Below are 20,964 nucleotides of genomic sequence, written 5' to 3' on the forward strand. Positions count from 1 at the left end.
GAGGGCTTACGCCCTCTTCAACGCGCCTTCTGGCGCATATGATACCTTAGGTTATCAAATACAGGCGTCAAACTCACAGCTCATCGTCAAGCAGATCGGGATCGAGATCGTCATAATCTCCATCGCCACTGCCAAAGTCATAGTCCTTGTCTTCGTAATCACCGCAACCCTCTGTGCAGACCTTCACACAAACTTTGGTTTCGGCAACGAGTTCCACAGCGAATTCCCGTTCTACCCGGATAATTACACTGCTTCCACCTGCTGATACTGTGGCTTCCACACAGCTAGGTTCCTGCGTTGCATCCGCAGATACCTCCACTGTGGAAGTCCGGTGTTTCGGGTCCAGATAAGACAAAGGCACATGTTCTACATACGAGACCGTTTCTTTGGCTACATCCGTCTGCGAATTCTTGTCGTAGGAATACCAAATGTTGATATCGTAAGTACCAATAACTTCAATTCCGTCACCCGCTGATACGGCTTCATATTGGTGGTTGATAATCCAAGCCCCCAAAATACTTGTCGGACCATTTGGCGGAGTCACGGTATGTGTTACGGTAGAGAACTTACGACCTTTGCCGCAGATCGCCTTCGTGATAATCTCTCTACATTGATGTTTATGACTCAATGACATCTTTAAACCTCCTCCATACAATCATTCACTACAAGTGTATGCAGGGCATTCGTCTAGGGTGACAACTATTTTCTATTATTCGTTTGTAGATTGGGACCGGTCCGAGATTGGGGACGGTGCTTTGTCCTTCTTCGCGACTTTCAGATACAGCGCGAGTTCGCGGCACAACTGGAGAATTGCGGAACGAATCTCGAATTCTTCCCTTGTATCCGGCAGCTCCATACGTTTGAATTCTTCTTGCACATCCGCAAGAAGTTTTTCAGTTCGTCCGGTGTAGGATTCAGTAAGTACATCCTGACTAAGCTGATCGAACAGCTCCGATACCATTTCCGCATGTGGCATCTTCTGATAGATCTGGGACACCAGATGCATCATGTGCTGGATGGAGTCCAGCTGCGTTTTACGCATATAGAAGTAGACACTCCATTCCTCATTTGGATGAATCACCTGATTCTCCAGAGAACGCTTGGCTGCATCGATACCGCCAAGGATCGCTTTATCTGCTTCAATCAGCTCTCTCCCCGCCCACGCTTCATTGGGATTACGCAGCGTGGCCGCGAATTCCTTGAAAATCTTCGAGAAGAGTTCATCAATTCGTTTGCGAATGCGCAGCATCTGTGGATCCGCTGCCGGCATATAGGCCAGGTTAACCGCCATTGCGGAACCAAGACCAATCAGAAGCAAAGCAATTTGTACGAGGACGACATGCACGTCCATCTCCCCGCCGCCGAACACCCGAAACACCACAACTGAACCTGTTACAATACCTTCTTTGAAGCCTACCCGGACAATAACCGGGAATGCGATCAATATGTATACGGCCAGCACCCAATAATGGAAGCCTAGAAAGTGAAAAAGTACACTTGCAAATAAAAGCCCAACTACGGAAGCAAAAAACCGCGCCGATATGGTGCGAATACTTCGTTTTCTCGTTACATCCACGCCAAGAATGGCAAGCAATCCCGCTGATGTTGGTCCCGGCAAGCGGCACCAGTCTGCAATCAGTACGGCCATTAATGCGGCGATTGCGGTTTTAATTACCCTAAAACCCATTTAACATTCCATCTCCTCTAAGCTGCAAAAAAAATTCTTAGCCAGCTCGTCGCCTCATTCATTTATCTTGACTAGTATGTCTCATCCAAATGTAAACTAGACGACATCAACCGACATGCGCATGCATGCCGGTCACAGCAACACGCCCCGAATGAGGGACGCTGGCAAGTTAGATCGTTGCGACAGAACCTCAAGGCCCTCTTCTCCAATCATCGCATTCATTCCGGATCTGCGCGGAATGTTCATACTAAATATGGTACTTGATTTTACGGTATCGGGCAACGTGACACCCCTTGTGAAATTGTATACATATCATACCCGGTCACATTACGAGTAAAACACTTCCGGATCACCTGCGGCCAGCCAGCATTTTGCGTTCTGCATAGACAACAAGTTGATACATAGCTGTTGCAACGGCTGCAATAATTAACAGACTCGATAATACAAGCGTGAAGTTGAATACCTGGAATCCGTAGATAATCAGATAACCGAGCCCTTGTTTGGCGACCAGAAACTCACCCACAATTACACCCACCCAAGCCATGCCAACGTTCACTTTCAAGGTAGAGACAATCGCCGGAAAAGAAGCAGGTAATACAACTTTCGTAAAAATCTCGGAACGGTCTCCACCAAACGTACGAATGACTTTAATATAATTGGGATCCACTTCATTGAAGCTGTTATACACGACCAATGTTGTGATAATAACCGTGATGGACAACGTAGTCATAACAATTGCCGTAAAACCAGCGCCAAACATAACGATAAAGATCGGGCCAAGTGCTACCTTTGGCATACTGTTGAACACAACCATATAGGGGTCAAGCACCTTGGACAAAAAAGGAGACCACCAAATTAAAACCGCAAGCAAGGTTCCAACGAGTGTTCCCAGTAAAAAACCAACTGCCGTTTCCCCTACGGTTACCCCAACATGTGCCCACAACTCGCCACTAGCGATGTCCTTGCCGATCTGGGCAAAAATCTTACTCGGATAACTGAATAACAGTACATCAATCCAACGGAGTCTGCCTGCCACTTCCCATAGCAAAAACATACATACGAGCATAGATAACTGTACGGCAAGCACTTGATGTCGCCATCTGGCCACCTGCTGAATATGATTCCGATGCAGCTGCCCCATCCATTCGTCACGCTTTTCCTGCTTCGGATTCATTGGATTCACGCGTCTTCCTCACCTCCCCCGGACTGATCCAGTTCACTCCACAACGCCTGAAACAACGCATTGAATCCTTCTTGCTCCCTGGCATGGAATGGCTGTGCCTTCCGAATTCCATCGGGGATGATGAATTCACGACGGATGCGGCCGGGATTGCGATCAAGCACAATGACGCGGTCACTGACCGCAAGGGCTTCAGACAAATCATGGGTGACGAGAACAGATGTTTTGCCAAACTGTTTCAACGTGTCCGAGACCAAATCCTCCAGTTGCAGCTTGGTTTGATAATCGAGTGCTGAGAACGGTTCATCCAACAATAAAATTCCCGGGTCGGTTGCCAACGTGCGCACCAGAGCCACTCGCTGTCTCATGCCTCCTGAAAGCTCTGATGGGTACTGATTCTCCGTTCCGGCCAAACCCATACTTACAAGCAGTTCCCTTACACGCTCACGGCTCCGTTCATCCAGTCTGCCTGTCAGTTCAAGACCGATCAATGCATTATCCAAAATGGTCCGCCATGGAAACAGATAGTCCTGTTGAAGCATATAACCAATCTGTGCTGAAGGGCCGAGAGCGGGTTTGCCTTTAACCTTAACCTCTCCTCGGGTGGGTGTGAGCAGCCCGGCGATGATCGACAACAATGTCGTTTTACCGCATCCACTCGGTCCAACCAGACTGACGAACTCTCCTTTTTGGATCTCCAGACTCAAGTCTTCAATCACCAATGAAGCTTCCCGCTCGCTGACGTATACTTGAGAGATCCCCTCCAGTCGGATCACACTTTCGGATTCAGGCATTCTGCTCACTTCCTTTCCTGAATACCCCATTACTTCGATATCGTAGCTTCTTCCGCATAGGCATTATCCACAATTGCATTCAAATTCACGCGTTCTTTCAATTCTCCGGCGGCACTCATGACATCGAGCAGATTATTCCACTCTTCCTCATCAATGATCGGGTCCGTTGCATAGCTGCCCTGTTCCTTATAACGGTTCACACTGCTTACCAAAATGGTTGGATCGATGTCTTTGAAAAAAGGAGAAATGACTTCAGCAATCTCTTCAGCGCTGTGGGAATCTACCCATGACTGCGCTTTTTGCAGACCATTCGTAAACTTCTCGACGATATCCTTATTGTCGTTAAGATAACTCTGTTTCGTCATGAAGACGGTGTAAGGCAGACGACCACTTTCTGTTCCAAAAGATGCAACAACCTTGCCCCGACCTTCTTGTTCAAAGATGGATGCCTGGGGTTCAAACAGTTGAACATAATCCCCCGTGCCTGAGGCGAAAGCAGACGCAATGTTGGCAAAGTCCACATTTTGAATCAGCTCCAGATCACTTTGAGGATCAATGCCATGTTTGTTCAGTGCGAACTCCCCTGCCATTTGCGGCATGCCGCCTTTGCGTTGACCGAGAAATGTGGAATCCCTCAGTTGTTCCCAATCGAAGCTACCTTCTGTGTTACGAGCGAACAGAAATGTACCATCCGTCTGGGTGAGTTGGGCAAAGTTAATGACCGGATCTTCCGCTCCCTGCTGATAGACGTATATGGACGTCTCCGCTCCTACCAGTGCGATATCCACCGAACCTGCGAGTAATGCCGCCATCGTTTTGTCACCACCAGCAGTCGTTTGAATATCCACCTCAAGTCCCTGCTCTTCAAAAAAACCTTGAGCCACAGCCACATACTCCGGTGCGTAAAATACCGAACGAGTCACTTCGCCAATCGTAATTTTGGCTTCATTCTCTTCCTTATTACAGCTGGTGAGCGCCACAATGATAATCAGCAGAATAACGATGCCCCGGACGAACCATGGCGTGTATTTCATGTTGTTTCCCTCCTTCACTGGTTTCAGCAGTTTCTCTCTATTATGGATATGCCGATGCCCAACAAAAGGTTAAGAACTTAAATGCAAAAAAGAGCCGGGCAATGATGCCCGACTCTCTAGCTCTTCGAAATGCTTTTCAATATGTTATTTATGGGATACCTACAACTTGTAAATCTCAGCGTACTTGGCTTCCAGATAATCGGCAAGATAATCCGGGTTCAATTCTTCACCCGTTACGGCAACAATCAATTCAGAAGGTGTGCGACTTTTGCCATACCGATAGATCTTGTCTGTAAGCCATTCCTTAATTGGAACCAGATTACCTTCGGCAATAAGGGTATCAAACTCCGGCATTTCCTTGCGCAATGTATGTAGAATTTGAGCTGCATACATATTACCCAGAGAATACGAAGCAAAGTAACCAAAGTCACCACCAGACCAGTGAACATCCTGAAGAACGCCGTCTCCATCATTCGTTGGCATAATACCGAGGTATTCCTTGTATTTTGCATTCCAGGTCTCTGGCAGGTCTTTCACTTCCAGACCATCGTTGAATAACATTTTCTCAATCTCATATCGGATAATAATATGCAGGTTATAGGTCAGTTCATCCGCTTCAATCCGAATGAGTGAACTCTCCACCCGGTTGATTGCACGATAGAAATCTTCCAGTTCAACCTCGCTCAGTTGCGGGAAATGTTGCTGCAAATCTTTGTAATAACGTGTCCAGAATGGCAGACTGCGACCAATCATGTTTTCCCAAAGACGGGACTGGGACTCATGAATCCCCATGGACGTTCCTTCGGCAAGCAGTGTACCCGCCAGACCGTCATCAATATTTTGCTCGTACAGGGCATGTCCGCCCTCGTGCAGTGAACTGAAGACTGCGCTTGCTACATCATCTTGCAGATAATGTGTTGTGATCCGCACATCACCCGGGTTAAGGCCCGTTGCAAAAGGATGAACACTCTCGTCCAATCGTCCAGCTTCAAAGTCATAGCCCATTTGTTCCAAGATGAACAGACTGAACTTTTCCTGCTGTTCGGTGTCAAACAACTGATTCAGAAACTCTGTATTAGGCTTGTTTTCTGAAGCATTAATCTTCTCTTGCAAAGGTACCAAACGTGCTTTGAGGCGGGCGAACACAGCGTCCACTTTCTCAACCGTCAGATCCGGTTCATACATATCAAGCAGCGTATCATAACGCGTATCCTTTACACCCCAATAATCAATAAACTCCTGTTTGAGCTTAACGATATCTGTCAGATAAGGTGAAAACCCTGCAAAATCACTGTTATGCTTGGCATCTTCCCATGCCGTTTCCGACTTGGCTGTTAGCACGGTATAAGCTTGTACTTTTTCCGGTGGTACGGATTGACTGCGATCATATTCTTTCTTGCAATCTTCAACCTGACGACGATCTATATCTTCGAGCTGTTCCAATACCGCTGGAGTCGTTAATGCATCCAGGTAAGTCTTCATGTCGGTCGAGGTTTGCAGCTTGAATGCTTCGGTGGACAACATACCCAGCGTCTCCGAACGAGTCGGAACGCCTTTTTTCGGCGCACCTGTGCGCAGATCCCAGTGAAGCAAACCAATGGCTTCATGATAGCTCTTAATTTTACGAGCCAGATTACGGAAGGATTCCAAATGTTCCTGTGTTTGTTTATCCATTGTTATCGTTCACCTCTTCAAAAAAAATGTTATACCCTATTGATGATACTTTTTGCATTGCGTATAATCAACTTTTAACAGATGAAAATTGCATTGTTCTCCTAAAGATACGTGTTCAAAAAGTCTGGTTTTCATTACCGCGAAGAGAGAAATGGCGTTCAACTTCGATGCTGATGATGCCCTCAAGCATGATTTGTAATCAAAAGTGGACTTTTTGAACAACCTCTAAAAGGTTGGAGTAATGCCATCTGCTGACCGTGAAATACTATCAAAGCAAAGGCGCGTAGGACAAGCTGCATCATATGCAAGTGGCCGTGCTCGTCGTATTGGATAACAGGAGGCAATAGACATGAACAACATTCAAGAGATTTTGGCTTACAACAAATCATTTGTCGAGACCAAAGAATACGAAAAGTATACGGCTGGCAAGTTTCCAACCAAAAAGATGGTTATCATCACTTGTATGGATACACGTCTGGTGGAATTGCTGCCCAAGGCCATGAACCTGAAAAACGGTGATGTGAAAATCATCAAAAATGCAGGCGCAATTATCTCTCAGCCTTTCGGGAGTGTAATGCGTAGTGTACTTGTCGCCATCTATGAACTGGGTGCAGATGAAGTCCTGGTTGTCGGGCATACAGAATGTGGTATGGCTTCCCTTCACGCAGAAACCATGATTGGACATATGGTTGAGCGTGGCGTATCTGAAGAAGTCATGACAACCTTGGAGAACTCTGGCATCCGTTTGCAAAAGTGGTTGCGTGGGTTTGACAGCGTCGAAGAAGGGGTAAAACATACTGTGGAAGTGATCAAGAAGCATCCTTTACTTCCTCCCAATGTACCCGTCCACGGCATGGTTATCGATTCTGCCACAGGTGAGCTTGATCTTGTCGCTCAGGGGTATGGACAACAGGCATCTCTCTAAATGGTTTGGAGTGCGGACCTTATGGTTCGCACTTTTTTTGTCTAAATTAAGGCAGTTGTTCTGTCAGGTTGTCAAACCATACAGTTTCAGTGTACACTTTTATGAAAGCGGTCAAAGAAATTAAAATCGTTTGTTTTCTCTGACCTAGCCCTAATATTAAGGAGACATGTGCATGAACATACTTTCCTACGGATTGCTCGGGCTGCTTACCCGCGAGGAGTCATCGGGCTATGATCTGATGCTGAAAATCCAGCCTCATTGGCAGGCGAAACACAGCCAGATCTACCCACTCCTGTCCAAGATGGAAAACGATGAGTTATTGGCCTCACGCTGGGTACAACAGTCTGACAAACCGGACAAGAAAATGTACGCAGTTACGGAAAAAGGCATTGAGAAACTCTTGGAATGGATGATTACTCCTGTTACCGCACCGGTTACACGCGATGAATTTAATTTGCGTATTTTGTGCGTTGGCATAGCGGAAGACGGAAGCATGAGACGCATTCTGAATGAGCGTAAAAGCTGGTTTATGGAACGCATACGTTATTTCGAGGATCTGAAATCACGTATACCTCTGGATAATCTTCGTGTAGGCAACCGAGATTTTGGAAGCTACATCCTGGTACAAAAAGGGTTAATGCACGCACAAACAGGCCTGGAATGGTGTCATTGGGTTACCCAATTGCTTGATGGCCAAGCTGCAATTCAAGACCCAAGTCCAAGCGTTTCAGAAATTTAATAAAATTTGAAACGTTCCTGCAAGTTGACCGTATTACATGAGTAAGGCCCATTTTTGGGCGATTCAAACAAATTAATCGGGGGGTTACGATCTTTACAATGAAGAAAAAATTCGGAGTTAAAAATCTAATGATGGTATTTATGGCCTTTACATTATTGTTCGCAACAGTGGGAGTAACGAATCCGGATTCTGCAGATGCAAGACGTGGTGGCGGATTCAAATCCGGTACAAAAAGTTATAGCAATACACCTAAGAAATCCGACAGCAATGTAAGCAAATCGAATACGAATAACAACTCCAGCAATGGAGCAGCTACAACGAACCGTGGCGGATTCTTCGGCGGTGGCGGCGGATTCATGAAAGGCATGATGCTTGGTGGTCTTGCTGGTATGATGTTCGGCGGATTGTTCGGTGGCATGGGCGCCCTGGGTAACATCCTTGGATTGCTCGTTAACGTTGCAGCTATCATGTTGATTGTTATGCTGGCTATGGCACTCTTCAGAGCCATCTCCAATCGTCGTAAACCTGCAGCGGATGGCCGTTATGACCGCCGCAATGATCGTGATGATGACCGTAACAGAAACGGACGGTACTAATCTCTATGGTTCTGAGCATGGATGAAATTGTGAATGCAATCTGTATTCATATGGCAGAACGTAAGGGTGTACGTCCAACCGATGTGAACGTAGAACTGAGTTGGGAAGAAGATACAGGTTATTCCGCTGAAGTTTGGATTCAAGGCCGTAGTCAATATCTGGTGGAGTCCAATATGATTGAAGCGATTCTTCGTTACCTGCACAGTGAATACAACATCCGGGCGTACCGTGAGAATGTACGACTTGATCTGGATGAAGAGATCACAGCGATTGTTAATCAATAAAACAGGTCAAGCAATGACCTGTTATACAAAAGACCGTCTCCGCTCTGTCGCCTGACAGAGATGGAAGACGGTCTTTTTGTTTCTGTATTTGTGGCTTGATTAGTGTCTATATTGTAGTCTCTAGACGTGTCTGTGTTACGTTATATTTCGTCGTGGAAACTACGACTGAAGTTTAACCAGGCTGTAATTCTTTTTACCTTTACGGATAATGATGAATTTACCGCCAATAGCATGCTCTGCTGACACCGTGAATTCAAGCTCCGTGATTTTCTCACCATTCATGGAAATTGCACCTTTGGTGACATCCTCACGCGCCTGGCGCTTAGATGGCTCCAGACCCAGATCTACGAGCCAGTCCACGATATTTTTGGCTTCGCCGTCTGTTTCAAACGTTGGCATTTCCTTGAAGCCCTGCTCGATTTCATCCGCCGTCAGGGAACGGATATCACCACTGAACAGCGCCGCTGTAATACGCTTAGCCTGTTCGAGCATTTCTTCGCCGTGAACGAATTTTGTCATTTCTTCCGCGAGTGCTTTCTGTGCTTCACGTCTGTGCGGCTCTGTCTCTACCTTTTCAGCCAAAGCTTCAATTTCTTCTTTGCTCAGGAAGGTAAAGTATTTCAAGTATTTGATCACATCACGGTCATCTGTATTCGCCCAGAACTGGTAAAATTCAAATGGTGTCGTTTTGTTCGGATCAAGCCATATTGCGCCGCCAGCTGTTTTACCGAATTTGGTTCCGTCGGATTTGAGCATGAGCGGAATGGTCAGACCGTACGCCTTCGCTTCAGATCCTTCTTTTTTGCGAATCAGATCAAGACCACTCGTGATATTCCCCCATTGATCCGAACCGCCGATTTGAAGCTGTACATCTTCGTTCTGGAACAGGTGCAGATAGTCGAGTGATTGAAGGATCTGGTAAGAAAACTCGGTGAACGAGATTCCGCCTTCCAGTCTGCTCGCAACTACATCCTTAGCCAACATTGTGTTGAGATTAAAGTTTTTGCCGTAGTCACGCAAGAATTCAATGACATTGATTTTGTGCGTCCAATCATAGTTGTTGACCATGCGAACCTGATTATCACCATCTGTTACAAACAACTTCTTCATCTGCGCGGTCAGTGCATCCACATTCTCCTGCACTTGCTCCATCGTTTGCAAAGAACGCTCTGCCTGACGACCACTTGGATCACCAATCGTGCCTGTAGCTCCACCAATCAAAATGACTGGACGATGTCCTGCCAGTTGAAAACGTTTCAGCATCATGAATGGAATGAGATGTCCGATATGCATGCTATCCCCCGTAGGGTCAACGCCGCAGTACAATGAGACTGATTTCGTTTCGGTCAATTCACGTAATCCCTCTGCATCCGTCTGCTGGTTAATGGCGTCACGCCACTGTAGTTCATCAATGATATTCATTTGTATAACCCCTTTTCTATCCTCAGTATTCAGTCATGATCTACGTCAAATTACGAAATCACACGCTGGAACGGCTTTTTTGGACACAAAAAAATCGCCTCCTTGTCTTCATTAGACACAGGGACGATTATCATTAACCGTGGTACCACCCAAATTGCATGGACAACACGTGACCTTAACACGTTATCCATACCACTTTTGGCAATATATCGTTTGCCCATCCGCTTGGCATTACCCAAGTACTCCAGAGTGTAATTCGCAGCCCTTGTATGTATCAGGTTCCATCAACCCCTGACTTTCTGTAACAGGGACAAAGCCGCTACTGCGCTCTATCAACGTGATTCATGTATTCAATTTATAGCAAGTATAGCCGAACGTTTCAGTCATTGCAAGACCAAGTATGCAATCTTTGAACAGAACAACGGATGCATAGTTGAAACCAGATTATATAATCATCATGTTCAATTTTCCGTGATAATAACCATAGGCTTTCTCCGCAATCTGATCCTCATTGTTCCAAAACTGCTGATCTAGCGCATCTAACTTCTGCTCTTGTTCCTTTGTCAGGAATTTAGGAATATCCCACAGTTCAGTAAGCCTCTCATCCTCTTTCAGATGCTCAATGCAGCCGCATGCTGACGTTATAATCTCCACGACTTTAGTCGCACCAATGATATGTAATGCCCGCAACGCGTAACGGTACACCCCTTCCCCCCAGTTGCAGAAAAACTGAATAAAACCGCCATTAAAGACATCCGCCTCTAACAGCCATAAAGCAGCAATGTCCTGCTCGTTCAAAGTCAACGAAGCCCAGCCCTGTTCAGATTTATTCTTTTTTTCGACAAATAACACAGCATAGTCATACCATACATTATTAATATCTTGCTCGCTCACGTAACACACCTCACTTTTCTTTATGTTCAGGTCCTTCATCACTTCATTTGTATAGTTCCAATGCGTATCTTTATTATCCACGCCATGTCGTTCTAACAACCCTACATGCGTCGCGGTGAAAATAATATCCTCCAGCAGCCAATAGATGACTTCATCCGGCTGTTTCACCCGTTTCTCTAACGAGAAGAGACCACGTTCGTAGATTCGAACGATATACGCATCTTCTCCATTCTCTACATAGGGGACCCCGTCCCATTTAAAGCTCTCAAACAAGCGGTTAACATAGTTCTGCATCTGTTCCCTAGGGAAAGATGTACTAACATCAATGACAGAATGAAAAAATAAAAAAGCTGCCCAAGGCAGCCTCTTCATTCCATACTGTTCAATCAGGTTCCACAAAAAGTCTGGTACGAAGTATTGCACTGTGCAGGCAGTTCAGCATATTCAGCCTGTTCAGGTGAATGCGCGAACGGATCTGAAAGAACTGCCAAAAGTTTCTGCATCACGCTAAGGTCTCCGTGGTTCTCCGCTCGCTCAAGGGCTTCCTCAACCCGATGATTGCGGGGAATGACGGCTGGATTGCTTGTTTTCATCAACTCCTGAGAGACTTCCTTCTCCCCTTGCTGTCTGTCCAATCTTGCTTGCCACCACTCATGCCATTCAGCAAATTCTGTCGTGCCAAACAAAGCTGTTCCTTCCAATGTATCAAAGGTCAAAGCCAGGAACGTATTGGTGTAATCTGCACTATGCTTCTCCATGAGTTCAAGAAGCTCCTTGATCAGGGCTTCATCTTCGGCCTCTTCATCCAACAAGCCCAGTTTGGCACGCATTCCCTTGAGCCAATGATGATGGTACAATTCAGAAAATTGTGCGATAGCATCCTGAGCGAGTTGCACGGCCTGTTCTTCATCTTCATGCAACAACGGCAGAAGCGTCTCGGCAAAGCGAGCCAAATTCCACCCGGCAATATATGGTTGATTACCATAAGCATAGCGACCTTGCCTGTCAATGGAGCTGAATACGGTTGAAGGATTGTAAACATCCATAAAGGCGCACGGACCATAATCGATGGTCTCACCACTGATCGCCATGTTATCCGTGTTCATCACGCCATGAATGAAACCAACACGCTGCCACTGGGCAATGAGAGCCGCCTGCCGTTTAATCACTTCCTGAAGGAGCAAAAGATAGCGATTCTCAGTTTGAGCAACATCAGGAAAATGTCGATGCAACGTGTAATCAGCCAACGCCCGAAGATCTTCAATAGACCCCCATCTGGCTGCGTACTGAAAGGTTGCTACCCGGATGTGACTGGAAGCCACACGGGTCAAGATAGCCCCAGGCCGCTCTGTTTCGCGAATAATATTTTCTCCTGTAGACACCACCGCCAGACTGCGTGTCGTTGGAATACCTAGTGAATACATCGCTTCACTAATAATATATTCTCGCAACATGGGCCCTACAGCAGCACGTCCATCTCCTCCACGAGAGTAGGGTGTTCTCCCTGAACCTTTCAGCTGGATATCCACTCGCTCGCCCTGTGGCGTAATCTGTTCACCCAGCAGCAAAGCCCGTCCATCACCAAGCATGTTAAAATTGCCGAATTGATGTCCTGCATAGGCCTGAGCCAGAGGCTCGGCTCCTTCCGGAATCAGGTTACCTGCAAAAATTTGCGCTCCTTCATCACTGTCAAGAGACTCCAAATCAAGTCCCAAGCTGGATGCAAGCAGTCTATTGAAAATGATCAGCTTTGGTGATTCAACAGGCACCGCGCCCTGACTTGTAAAAAAGGGTTGCGGTAACTGCGCATAACTATTCTCCAAGTTCCAGCCTTTGTTCAACGTTTCTTGTTGCATGGTGATCACAACTCCTTTTCTGTACCCAAGGGATATCCCCTGATTTTATTTTAGCCTTGTGAACCAATGCTCATTTATGTAGTCGCATGGAAATTCAATTCAAGAGGTTGTTGACTTAAACGAACATCTAAAATGTTCTTGATGAAACTTTAGCATATTTGCATTCCTTTTGCATTCCTCATGAATCGTAAGCACAAAAAAATCCAAGAGGTTTCTTTGCCAAGTGGAGTCATCCCCTATCATCCCACTTCCCAGAAAACCATCTTGGATCTATTCCGCTTACTTACTACCAGATGACACGTCTGTTATTACAAAGATTACGTATGTGCTTCCTGAGCCTGTACAGGCTGTACTGGCAAGCTCTCTTTTTTCAAAGCGAGGTTAAAGAACACATTAAGCAGGATAGCTGACAGGCTTCCCGTGATAATACCATCGCTAACAATAATCCGAATACTTTGAGGAAGCTGGGCAAAAAGATCGGGTACAGCAGTAACACCGAGCCCAAGAGAAACGGAGCAAGCCACGATCAATAGATTGGATTGTTTGCCAAAGTCGACGTTTTGCAGCATTTTGATCCCAGATGAGACGACCATTCCAAACAGGACAACAGTCGCACCTCCGAGGACAGCACTTGGAATAATGGTTGCAAAAGCAGCTACCTTCGGAATGAGTCCCAGAAAGACCAGAATACCTCCGGCTGCAACAACAACATTGGTCGTTTTCACTTTGGAGAGCTGAACCAAACCAACATTCTGTGCAAATGTATTGTATGGAAAAGCATTAAATATGCCGCCCAGGACAAACGCGAGACCTTCTGCACGATATCCCCGTGCCAGATCGTTTTCGTTGATCGGTTGATCACAGATTTTGCTCAAAGCCATAAATACACCTGTTGATTCGATGATAACCACCGTACCTACAATAATCATTGTAATGATTGGGCCGATTTCAAAGGTAGGCCATCCAAAGTAGAAGGGTTGGGGCAAATGGAACCAGGAGGATTCCTGTACAGAGGCAAAATTCACTTTTCCCATGATGGCTGCGATGAGGGTCCCCACGATAATACCAAGGAGAACAGCCAGGGATTTAACAAACCCGCGAGCATATCGATTCAGGATTAGAATAAAAAGTAATACACCAAATGAAAGCGCCAAATTATCCAAACTTCCAAAATTCTCGCTGTTTGCTCCACCCGCCATGTTTTTAATGCCGGTTGGGATTAACGCAAGACCGATGATGGTTACCACTGTACCGATCACAACTGGCGGAAATAATTTGACGATTTTGCTGAAAAATACGGCAAAGATGACGATAAATAACCCGGCTGCGATGATCGACCCATAAATGGCGGGAATTCCGTATTGCGATCCAATCGCAATCATGGGTGTCACCGCTACAAAAGAACTTCCGAGCACCGCTGGTAAACCAATACCCAAGTACTTTCCTTTCCGAGCCTGAAGCCATGTTGCAATCCCACACGTTAACAGGTCAATGGATACTAGATACGCCAACTGCTCTGCAGTCAGATTTAGTGCTCTGCCCACAAGCAAAGGCACCAGAATTGCTCCCGCATACATCGCGAGTACGTGCTGAATCCCCAGTGAAAAAACTCTCATCTTTTTGGTTTCTTTCATCCCACGTTGCCCCCCTGAAATTAGAATCAACCAAACCGCTGCAAAATCATGTTATGTTGATTCACATTATATAAACTAATCAGGGGAGTTCCATGATTCATAACATAGAATTGTGATAAGAGATAAAAAGCCTAACTTAAATTGGGCGTGTTGTACAAAAGGTACTCTCAAACCGTTTATATCGCGTCATATTAGTTGACACAAAAGATTTGAAAAAACTCTTTGACACTCCGAAGAAAAGAAACATGCACGTGGGATTTAACTTCAGTGATTCAGTGATTCATGTTAATGCATAATGTCTGACTATCACTTGTTGCATATTCTCAGCTTGTCCAGTTGAGAGGCTTAATGTTAAAACGCTGCTCCATGACCTCTCCGTTCTGGTGAACCATTTCCGTAAAAAACACTTTTTCTCTATTCATCAGAACAACGGATGAAGCTCTGGTTCCATAGTCGAATTTCTCACTTTTAACAAATATGGGAGAAAGCAATCGTTCCCACTCCAATGGAACGCCTGTATGAGGCAAAAGTTCATCCACTGAAGGATCTGCCATTTGCAGCAAACCTAATATTTGTTCTGTCAGGGTAGATTCGTCCTCCCCGTGGATGATTTTCTCCAGCCCTTCTTTCCCACGTTTCACCTTGGGCCAATCTGTATTAATCAAGTGATTACTAATCCCGTATATTCCCGGTTTCAATTTCATCACAACATTACCCACATTAGAATAATAATAGAGGTCGTCAGGGTCACCCACTAACAAATTGTAGCCCGGATAATCATTGCGACTTCTCTCCGCATGTTGCATATATTGCTTGGGTGTGGACGTTCCCTTTAAAAAATCAGCAACCAGATCTCCTCTTGAGCCCTTGGCATGTACATCTTCATTGGGATCACGATAATTCGTGACAGCAGCCAGACGCCCCTCTGTGGTTACGCCCATCCAGGTTCCCATTTTCGACAAGTCTCGTCCTGCCAATATTTGAGGATGATCTTCCCAATAGTGTGCTTGAGCCGTAGGTCTGTGATAGAATTCATCCCTATTTGATCCCAATATAAGCGGATATTTTGGATGCATGTTGTAAGCAAATAAAATTAAACACATGGGAATCTTCAACTCCTATATTCGTAAACCTCTGATTTCGCGCCTTTAAGTAGCATAATCAACTACAATTACATCTTCCACCCAACCATGCAGGGAAGCTACAAATGCTTGATGAGCAGGATGTGGACCATAGGCACGCAATGCCTCCTGATCTTCAAACGTCACTCTCAATCCAATGGTATAACCTTGAATACGGTCCGTTTCTTCCGTTGCATTGATCCCTGCGGTCAGCGTGACAATCCCCGGGATTTGTTTCTGTAACGCGAGCAATTGATCCACCAATTCCTTCTGTTTGGCTAGCGTGGTTTTATCGTTAAATTTAAAAACAACCAAATGTTCAAACATCTTGTTACTCCTCCTATGTCCATTAATAGTAAATGTAATTTCGTTAAATGAAGTTAATTCAACAATTCCAATCCGCCCATCATATAGGGGACTACTCTGTTGGCTAATTCAACCGGGGATTCCTGCCCACCTTCAATATTCCATCGATATGTCATTCCATAGATCGACCAGCTTAGCATGGTTGCAGTAATTTTCAGCGTTTTAGGATCTACATCCCCCGCTACTTTGCTCATTAATTCAAGAAGGAATTGCTCCAGTTGAGTCTTGATGTTCTCTTCAATAATTGGTGCAACCGTCTCATATTTTTTGATGCATCCATTACTTGAGACGTGATAATCACATAATGAAAATATAAGCTGCTGTATGGTTCCGGCTGATAACCGGGCATCCGGGTCCACCCTTTTCGTTACATATTCCATAAAAGCATCCGATAACAAGGCTTCAAGCAGTGCATATTTATCCTGAAAATGGGCGTAGAATGTAGCCCTGTTAATTGTGGCTTGTTCCGTGATGTTTTGAATCGTAATGCTGTTGAAATTTTTAAGATTCAATTGGTTTAAAAACGCATCAAGAATTAATTGACGCGTGCGGATTACACGCGGATCATTCGAGTTTGGAGACAATACACCAGACATGTCCCAATCCTCCTTTGTACACAAAATATTTGGTTAGACTCCTTCATTATAGATAAGTGTTATTTGTTCAACAAGTGAAAGTAAGTGCAAAGACACCATACAATAATCAGTGTCTTTCGCTTAAGCAACAAAATGCTTCGATTGTTGGTTGAGCATGCCTATACACCTTGTTAAGATTGCACTCGTACCCGCTTGAAGGTGCATAATAATGGAGGTGCTTAGTTTGAGTAATCAACAACATAACGTTATTTCTACGGAGTTTCTGTTCCAACCATACACCGTTTCAAAGTTAACCCTGTCCTCGCGCATCGTCATGTCCCCCATGGCTCGTGCTTTTTCCCCGGACGGTGTCCCGGGCCCCGACGTAGCCGAATATTATCGTCGGCGTGCCGAGCATGATGTTGGACTCATTATTACCGAAGGTGCAACCATCGAGCATCCGTCTGCATCAAGTGAGCCTAGAATCCCACATATGTATGGGGAAGCAGCTCTTCAAGGGTGGGCTAAAGTAGTCGAACAAGTCCATGAAGCCGGCAGCAAAATCTTCCCTCAGATTTTACACATGGGAATCGTTCGTCCTTCAGGATCTAACCCACACCCGGAAGCTGCATCACTGAGTCCATCGGGAGTTGATATGGAAGGTACTCAAGTAGGTGCACCCATGACGGAGGCAGAAATCGCAACTGTGATTCAAGCTTATGCTGATGCAGCACTTAATGCGCAAAGTATTGGTTTTGACGGAATTGAGCTTCACGGTGCACACGGTTTTCTGATCGATCAGTTTTTCTGGAAAACAACGAATAGGAGAACGGACCGCTATGGCGGTGACCTCCAAAAACGAACTCAATTCGCGGTTGAACTTGTCATGGCAGTTCGTGCTGCGGTAGGTCCTGATTTCCCTATTGCGATGCGGATTTCTCAATGGAAGATGAATGACTATCAAGCCAGACTGTTCGACACACCGGAACAACTGGAACAATTCCTTAGCTTGCTAGTTGACGCAGGTGTAGATATCTTCCACTGCTCGACACGACGCTTCTGGGAGCCCGAGTTTGAAGGATCTGATCTGGGATTTGCAGGTTGGGTGCGGAAGCTAAGTGGACAAACCACCATTACAGTCGGTTCTGTGGGTATGCCAGATGAGCCTGAAGCAGGAGCAGATAAAACAACACATCCAGGTATGGGCGAACTCATGAAGCGATATGAGCAACAGGAGTTTGATCTGGTAGCTGTGGGACGTGCACTCCTTGGTGATCCGGCATGGGCTGCCAAAATACGTGAAGGACGCGTATCCGAGATACAGGCTTTTACACCTGAAGCACTCGCTACGTTACACTAAGAACAATTACTTATTGTTCCAGACATTTTTTCTCCCCTATATATAGGTTTGAACTCATGAATCAACTATACTAAGCAAAGGGCTCGCTTTCCCTAAGGGATTGCGGGTATTTTGTTTTTTGGAGATATCTGACCAACCAAACACTTCGAGCGATAGCAATATCGTTCAAGAAAATTCCTTCTTTGCAACCTATAATGACCTTAACATACCAGAAAGAAGGTGCATCATGACTCGGGAAGTCCGGACTGTCGTTTTTGATACCGATCTACAGCTAGAAGCTTATCAATTTGAAGGCATTATGCAGAAGTTTCCCAATCATTTTCATGACTATTACGTCATTGGATTCATTGAGCAAGGCAAGCGTCACCTCGTCTGCAACAACGAAGAATACATTCTGAATAGTGGTGACATGATTGTTTTTAATCCACATGATCCGCACGCCTGCGAACAGGTCGATGGCAGAACCCTCGATTATCGCTGTATCAACGTCAAGCCTGAGATTATGCGTGAGTATGCGAGAGAGATTACTGGACAAGCTTACTTGCCACGGTTTACATCCCCCGTTCTCTACCAAAGTGAACTTGTGGGTTCCCTGCACGAGCTGCATCAGATGATTCTGGAAGAGCAATCGGATTTCTGCAAAGAAGAATTGTTACTCTTACTACTGGATCAATTGCTGCGAGATTATTCGGATGCTGAACCACCTGTATCAACACAGGATGTTACCTTGGAGATCAGACGCATATGTGATTACATAGAAGCTCATTACATGGAAAGCATTTCACTGAACGAGTTAGCCGAATTGACGGAGATGAGCAAGTACCACCTGCTGCGTTTATTCACCCGCCAGAAAGGGATATCACCTTACCGTTATCTGGAAACAATTCGCATTAATCAAGCCAAACGTCTGCTGGAACACGGTCTGCTTCCCATTGAAGTAGCCGCACAGACAGGATTCAGTGACCAGAGCCATTTCACGAATTTTTTCAAAAAACTGATCGGCCTGACGCCCAATCAATACAGACGTATCTTCAATCATGATACGGAGTTGAAACGAACCACCACTAACATCGTATGACGAGCCATCATAACACCAATGCCGCTACCGGACATATGCTCGCTTTATTTACCATATTGATCTGGGGCACTACGTTTGTCTCGACCAAGGTTCTGTTGATTGATTTTACTCCTGTAGAAATTTTATTTTTCCGTTTCCTGATCGGGTATTTGGTACTGTTATTGATCTATCCACGTTCACTGCGGACCGCCTCATTCAGAGAAGAATGGTTATTTATCGGAGCAGGAGTATGTGGAGTGACTCTATATTTTCTCATTGAAAATATTGCGCTGCTGTACACAACCGCTTCCAACGTGGGTGTTATTGTCTCCATCGCTCCGTTCTTCACTGCCGTGCTCGCCAATTTCTTCCTGGATGGTGAGAAGTTAACTCGCCTCTTTCTTATCGGATTTGGGATTGCCTTGAGCGGCATCCTGCTCATCGCACTGAACGGCAGTTTCGTTCTGCAACTGAATCCGGTAGGTGATCTGCTTGCTTTCATAGCACCTGCGGTATGGGCGATTTATTCTGTGTTAATGCGTAAAATTGGCCAGCTTCGCTATCACAACATTGGTGCGACCCGCAAAGTGTTCTTCTATGGCCTGATCTTCATGCTGCCAGCTCTTTTCCTGTTTGAATTCCATTGGGAACTCAGGCGCTTCACGAACATGACCAATCTCTCCAATTTTCTCTACCTCGGTCTGGGTGCCTCCGCGTTGTGTTTCGTGACCTGGAACCGGGCCGTGAATCTTCTCGGAGCTATCCAAACGAGTGTATATATCTATCTGGTGCCTGTCATTACTGTTGTGTCATCTGCACTGATTCTTCAAGAGCAGATAACCTTGGTGATTGTACTCGGTGCGTTCTTAACCCTATTTGGCTCTTACATTTCAGAGCGAAAAGGACACAAGCTTAACAACAAAAACACTAATCCGCATAGGGGTTAGTGTTTGCTTCATTTTTTACTGATATAACTGGACATCGTGGTTGACGAACGTTGACATGCAGCAGAATTCATTCATTTTATCTCATTCAATTGAGACAGCAGAATTCCCAACTCCTCTTGCTCCAGATGACGCCATTGCCCCCGCTCCAGTTGATGCAGCGTAATATTCATAATTCGCACGCGCTCCAGCTTCAGGACTCGGTACCCCAAGGCTTTGCACATTCTGCGGATCTGCAGGTTGAGACCCTGTGTCAGAATAATACGAAATACATTGTCACTTTGCCTATACACTTCGCAAGGCTTGGTCACCACATCCAGAATTTCAACACCTTCAGACATGGACTTTACAAATTCGTCGGTTATGGGTTTGTCTACAGTCACTATATATTCTTTATCATGATTATGCTCCGAACGCATCATCTTGTTCACAATGCTTCCGTCATTCGTAAGCAAAATCAACCCCTCAGATGCCTTATCCAGCCTGCCTATCGCAAATATGCGAGAAGGAAAATTCATATATTGAATGATGTTCCCCTCCACATGTTCTGCTGCTGTGCAGACAATACCGATGGGTTTATTCAGAGCAATGTAGACAGGTTCGCTGTCATTACGAGGAATCTCCTTGCCATCAATGAGTACCACATCATGAGGTTCAACATCCGCCCCTTTTTCACACACCCTGCCATTGATCGTTATGCGTCCAGTTGCAATTAAACGATTCGTTTCCCTGCGGGAGCAGAATCCCGTTTCACTTATGTATTTGTTAATTAACATGTGTCACCGCTTCTCATCTGTAATATATCTGCTGGTTCATTGAATT

The 20,964-nt window shown here is 45.5% G+C and carries 21 protein-coding genes and 1 other annotated feature; of the genes, 7 read left to right on the plus strand and 14 right to left on the minus strand.

The features are described from left to right. Nucleotides 1-73 precede the first annotated feature (73 nt). The 6 genes from QVE09_RS04640 to QVE09_RS04665 all read right to left on the minus strand — a co-directional run bounded on the left by QVE09_RS04640 (nucleotide 74) and on the right by QVE09_RS04665 (nucleotide 6,369). The gene (locus QVE09_RS04640) at nucleotides 74-634 is read right to left on the minus strand and encodes an outer spore coat protein CotE (protein ID WP_315935872.1); all 561 of its coding nucleotides are present in this window, start codon (nucleotides 632-634) and stop codon (nucleotides 74-76) included. Nucleotides 635-709: 75 nt separating this feature from the next. After that, nucleotides 710-1,687: an aromatic acid exporter family protein gene (locus tag QVE09_RS04645; protein WP_315935873.1), complete on the minus strand. Its 978-nt coding sequence runs from the start codon at nucleotides 1,685-1,687 to the stop codon at nucleotides 710-712. Between the two features lie 349 nt (nucleotides 1,688-2,036). Then, entirely contained in the window at nucleotides 2,037-2,828 is a 792-nt protein-coding gene (locus QVE09_RS04650) for an ABC transporter permease (protein WP_347388738.1), read from the minus strand. A 38-nt stretch (nucleotides 2,829-2,866) separates the two neighbouring features. Beyond that, entirely contained in the window at nucleotides 2,867-3,661 is a 795-nt protein-coding gene (locus tag QVE09_RS04655) for an ABC transporter ATP-binding protein (RefSeq protein ID WP_315935874.1), read from the minus strand. A 29-nt stretch (nucleotides 3,662-3,690) separates the two neighbouring features. After that, the gene (locus QVE09_RS04660) at nucleotides 3,691-4,695 is read right to left on the minus strand and encodes an ABC transporter substrate-binding protein (protein WP_315935875.1); all 1,005 of its coding nucleotides are present in this window, start codon (nucleotides 4,693-4,695) and stop codon (nucleotides 3,691-3,693) included. Nucleotides 4,696-4,854: 159 nt separating this feature from the next. Next, nucleotides 4,855-6,369: a carboxypeptidase M32 gene (locus QVE09_RS04665; RefSeq protein WP_315935876.1), complete on the minus strand. Its 1,515-nt coding sequence runs from the start codon at nucleotides 6,367-6,369 to the stop codon at nucleotides 4,855-4,857. Between the two features lie 349 nt (nucleotides 6,370-6,718). On the opposite strand from QVE09_RS04665, the gene QVE09_RS04670 reads away from it, so the two are divergent. The 4 genes from QVE09_RS04670 to QVE09_RS04685 all read left to right on the plus strand — a co-directional run bounded on the left by QVE09_RS04670 (nucleotide 6,719) and on the right by QVE09_RS04685 (nucleotide 8,913). Then, on the plus strand, nucleotides 6,719-7,294 hold the full coding sequence (locus tag QVE09_RS04670) for a beta-class carbonic anhydrase (RefSeq protein WP_315935877.1): 576 nt from the start codon (nucleotides 6,719-6,721) through the stop codon (nucleotides 7,292-7,294). Nucleotides 7,295-7,466: 172 nt separating this feature from the next. Next, the gene (locus tag QVE09_RS04675; RefSeq protein ID WP_253437997.1) at nucleotides 7,467-8,033 is read left to right on the plus strand and encodes a PadR family transcriptional regulator; all 567 of its coding nucleotides are present in this window, start codon (nucleotides 7,467-7,469) and stop codon (nucleotides 8,031-8,033) included. Between the two features lie 98 nt (nucleotides 8,034-8,131). Next, entirely contained in the window at nucleotides 8,132-8,629 is a 498-nt protein-coding gene (locus QVE09_RS04680; RefSeq protein WP_315935878.1) for a hypothetical protein, read from the plus strand. A 5-nt stretch (nucleotides 8,630-8,634) separates the two neighbouring features. Next, nucleotides 8,635-8,913 (plus strand): YxcD family protein, encoded by a 279-nt coding sequence (locus QVE09_RS04685; protein ID WP_017687903.1) that lies wholly within the window; start codon nucleotides 8,635-8,637, stop codon nucleotides 8,911-8,913. Nucleotides 8,914-9,072: 159 nt separating this feature from the next. Here the strand turns inward: QVE09_RS04685 and tyrS are convergent, their stop codons facing one another. The 7 genes from tyrS to QVE09_RS04720 form a co-directional block, all read right to left on the minus strand. Next, nucleotides 9,073-10,335 carry a tyrosine--tRNA ligase gene (gene tyrS, locus QVE09_RS04690; RefSeq protein WP_091011938.1) on the minus strand — a complete coding sequence of 421 codons (1,263 nt, stop codon included), beginning with the start codon at nucleotides 10,333-10,335 and terminating at the stop codon, nucleotides 9,073-9,075. Nucleotides 10,336-10,451: 116 nt separating this feature from the next. Next, nucleotides 10,452-10,680 (minus strand) — a binding site (T-box leader). Between the two features lie 99 nt (nucleotides 10,681-10,779). After that, the gene (locus QVE09_RS04695) at nucleotides 10,780-11,523 is read right to left on the minus strand and encodes a DMP19 family protein (protein WP_315935879.1); all 744 of its coding nucleotides are present in this window, start codon (nucleotides 11,521-11,523) and stop codon (nucleotides 10,780-10,782) included. Nucleotides 11,524-11,615: 92 nt separating this feature from the next. Continuing rightward, nucleotides 11,616-13,085 (minus strand): protein adenylyltransferase SelO, encoded by a 1,470-nt coding sequence (locus QVE09_RS04700; protein WP_315935880.1) that lies wholly within the window; start codon nucleotides 13,083-13,085, stop codon nucleotides 11,616-11,618. Nucleotides 13,086-13,402: 317 nt separating this feature from the next. Further along, the gene (locus QVE09_RS04705) at nucleotides 13,403-14,719 is read right to left on the minus strand and encodes a nucleobase:cation symporter-2 family protein (RefSeq protein ID WP_315935881.1); all 1,317 of its coding nucleotides are present in this window, start codon (nucleotides 14,717-14,719) and stop codon (nucleotides 13,403-13,405) included. A 323-nt stretch (nucleotides 14,720-15,042) separates the two neighbouring features. Beyond that, the gene (locus QVE09_RS04710; RefSeq protein WP_315935882.1) at nucleotides 15,043-15,822 is read right to left on the minus strand and encodes an NRDE family protein; all 780 of its coding nucleotides are present in this window, start codon (nucleotides 15,820-15,822) and stop codon (nucleotides 15,043-15,045) included. 45 nt (nucleotides 15,823-15,867) lie between these two features. Next, on the minus strand, nucleotides 15,868-16,167 hold the full coding sequence (locus QVE09_RS04715; protein WP_315935883.1) for a Dabb family protein: 300 nt from the start codon (nucleotides 16,165-16,167) through the stop codon (nucleotides 15,868-15,870). A 53-nt stretch (nucleotides 16,168-16,220) separates the two neighbouring features. Then, nucleotides 16,221-16,802 carry a TetR/AcrR family transcriptional regulator gene (locus QVE09_RS04720; RefSeq protein WP_315935884.1) on the minus strand — a complete coding sequence of 194 codons (582 nt, stop codon included), beginning with the start codon at nucleotides 16,800-16,802 and terminating at the stop codon, nucleotides 16,221-16,223. A 223-nt stretch (nucleotides 16,803-17,025) separates the two neighbouring features. On the opposite strand from QVE09_RS04720, the gene QVE09_RS04725 reads away from it, so the two are divergent. From QVE09_RS04725 to QVE09_RS04735, 3 genes are all read left to right on the plus strand, one after another. After that, on the plus strand, nucleotides 17,026-18,141 hold the full coding sequence (locus tag QVE09_RS04725; protein WP_315935885.1) for an NADH:flavin oxidoreductase: 1,116 nt from the start codon (nucleotides 17,026-17,028) through the stop codon (nucleotides 18,139-18,141). A gap of 226 nt (nucleotides 18,142-18,367) precedes the next feature. Next, nucleotides 18,368-19,219, plus strand: a complete 852-nt coding sequence (locus QVE09_RS04730) for an AraC family ligand binding domain-containing protein (protein WP_315935886.1) — start codon at nucleotides 18,368-18,370, stop codon at nucleotides 19,217-19,219. Then, a complete protein-coding gene (locus QVE09_RS04735) occupies nucleotides 19,216-20,145 on the plus strand; it encodes a DMT family transporter (RefSeq protein WP_315935887.1) in 930 nt (309 codons plus the stop codon). The genes QVE09_RS04730 and QVE09_RS04735 overlap by 4 nt, the downstream gene beginning before the upstream one ends. A 71-nt stretch (nucleotides 20,146-20,216) precedes the next feature. Here the strand turns inward: QVE09_RS04735 and QVE09_RS04740 are convergent, their stop codons facing one another. Then, the gene (locus QVE09_RS04740) at nucleotides 20,217-20,918 is read right to left on the minus strand and encodes a pseudouridine synthase (RefSeq protein ID WP_315935888.1); all 702 of its coding nucleotides are present in this window, start codon (nucleotides 20,916-20,918) and stop codon (nucleotides 20,217-20,219) included. Between the last annotated feature and the right edge of the window lie 46 nt (nucleotides 20,919-20,964).

The sequence above is a fragment of the Paenibacillus sp. ClWae2A genome (assembly GCF_032452295.1).
Taxonomy (GTDB): Bacteria; Bacillota; Bacilli; order Paenibacillales; family Paenibacillaceae; genus Paenibacillus.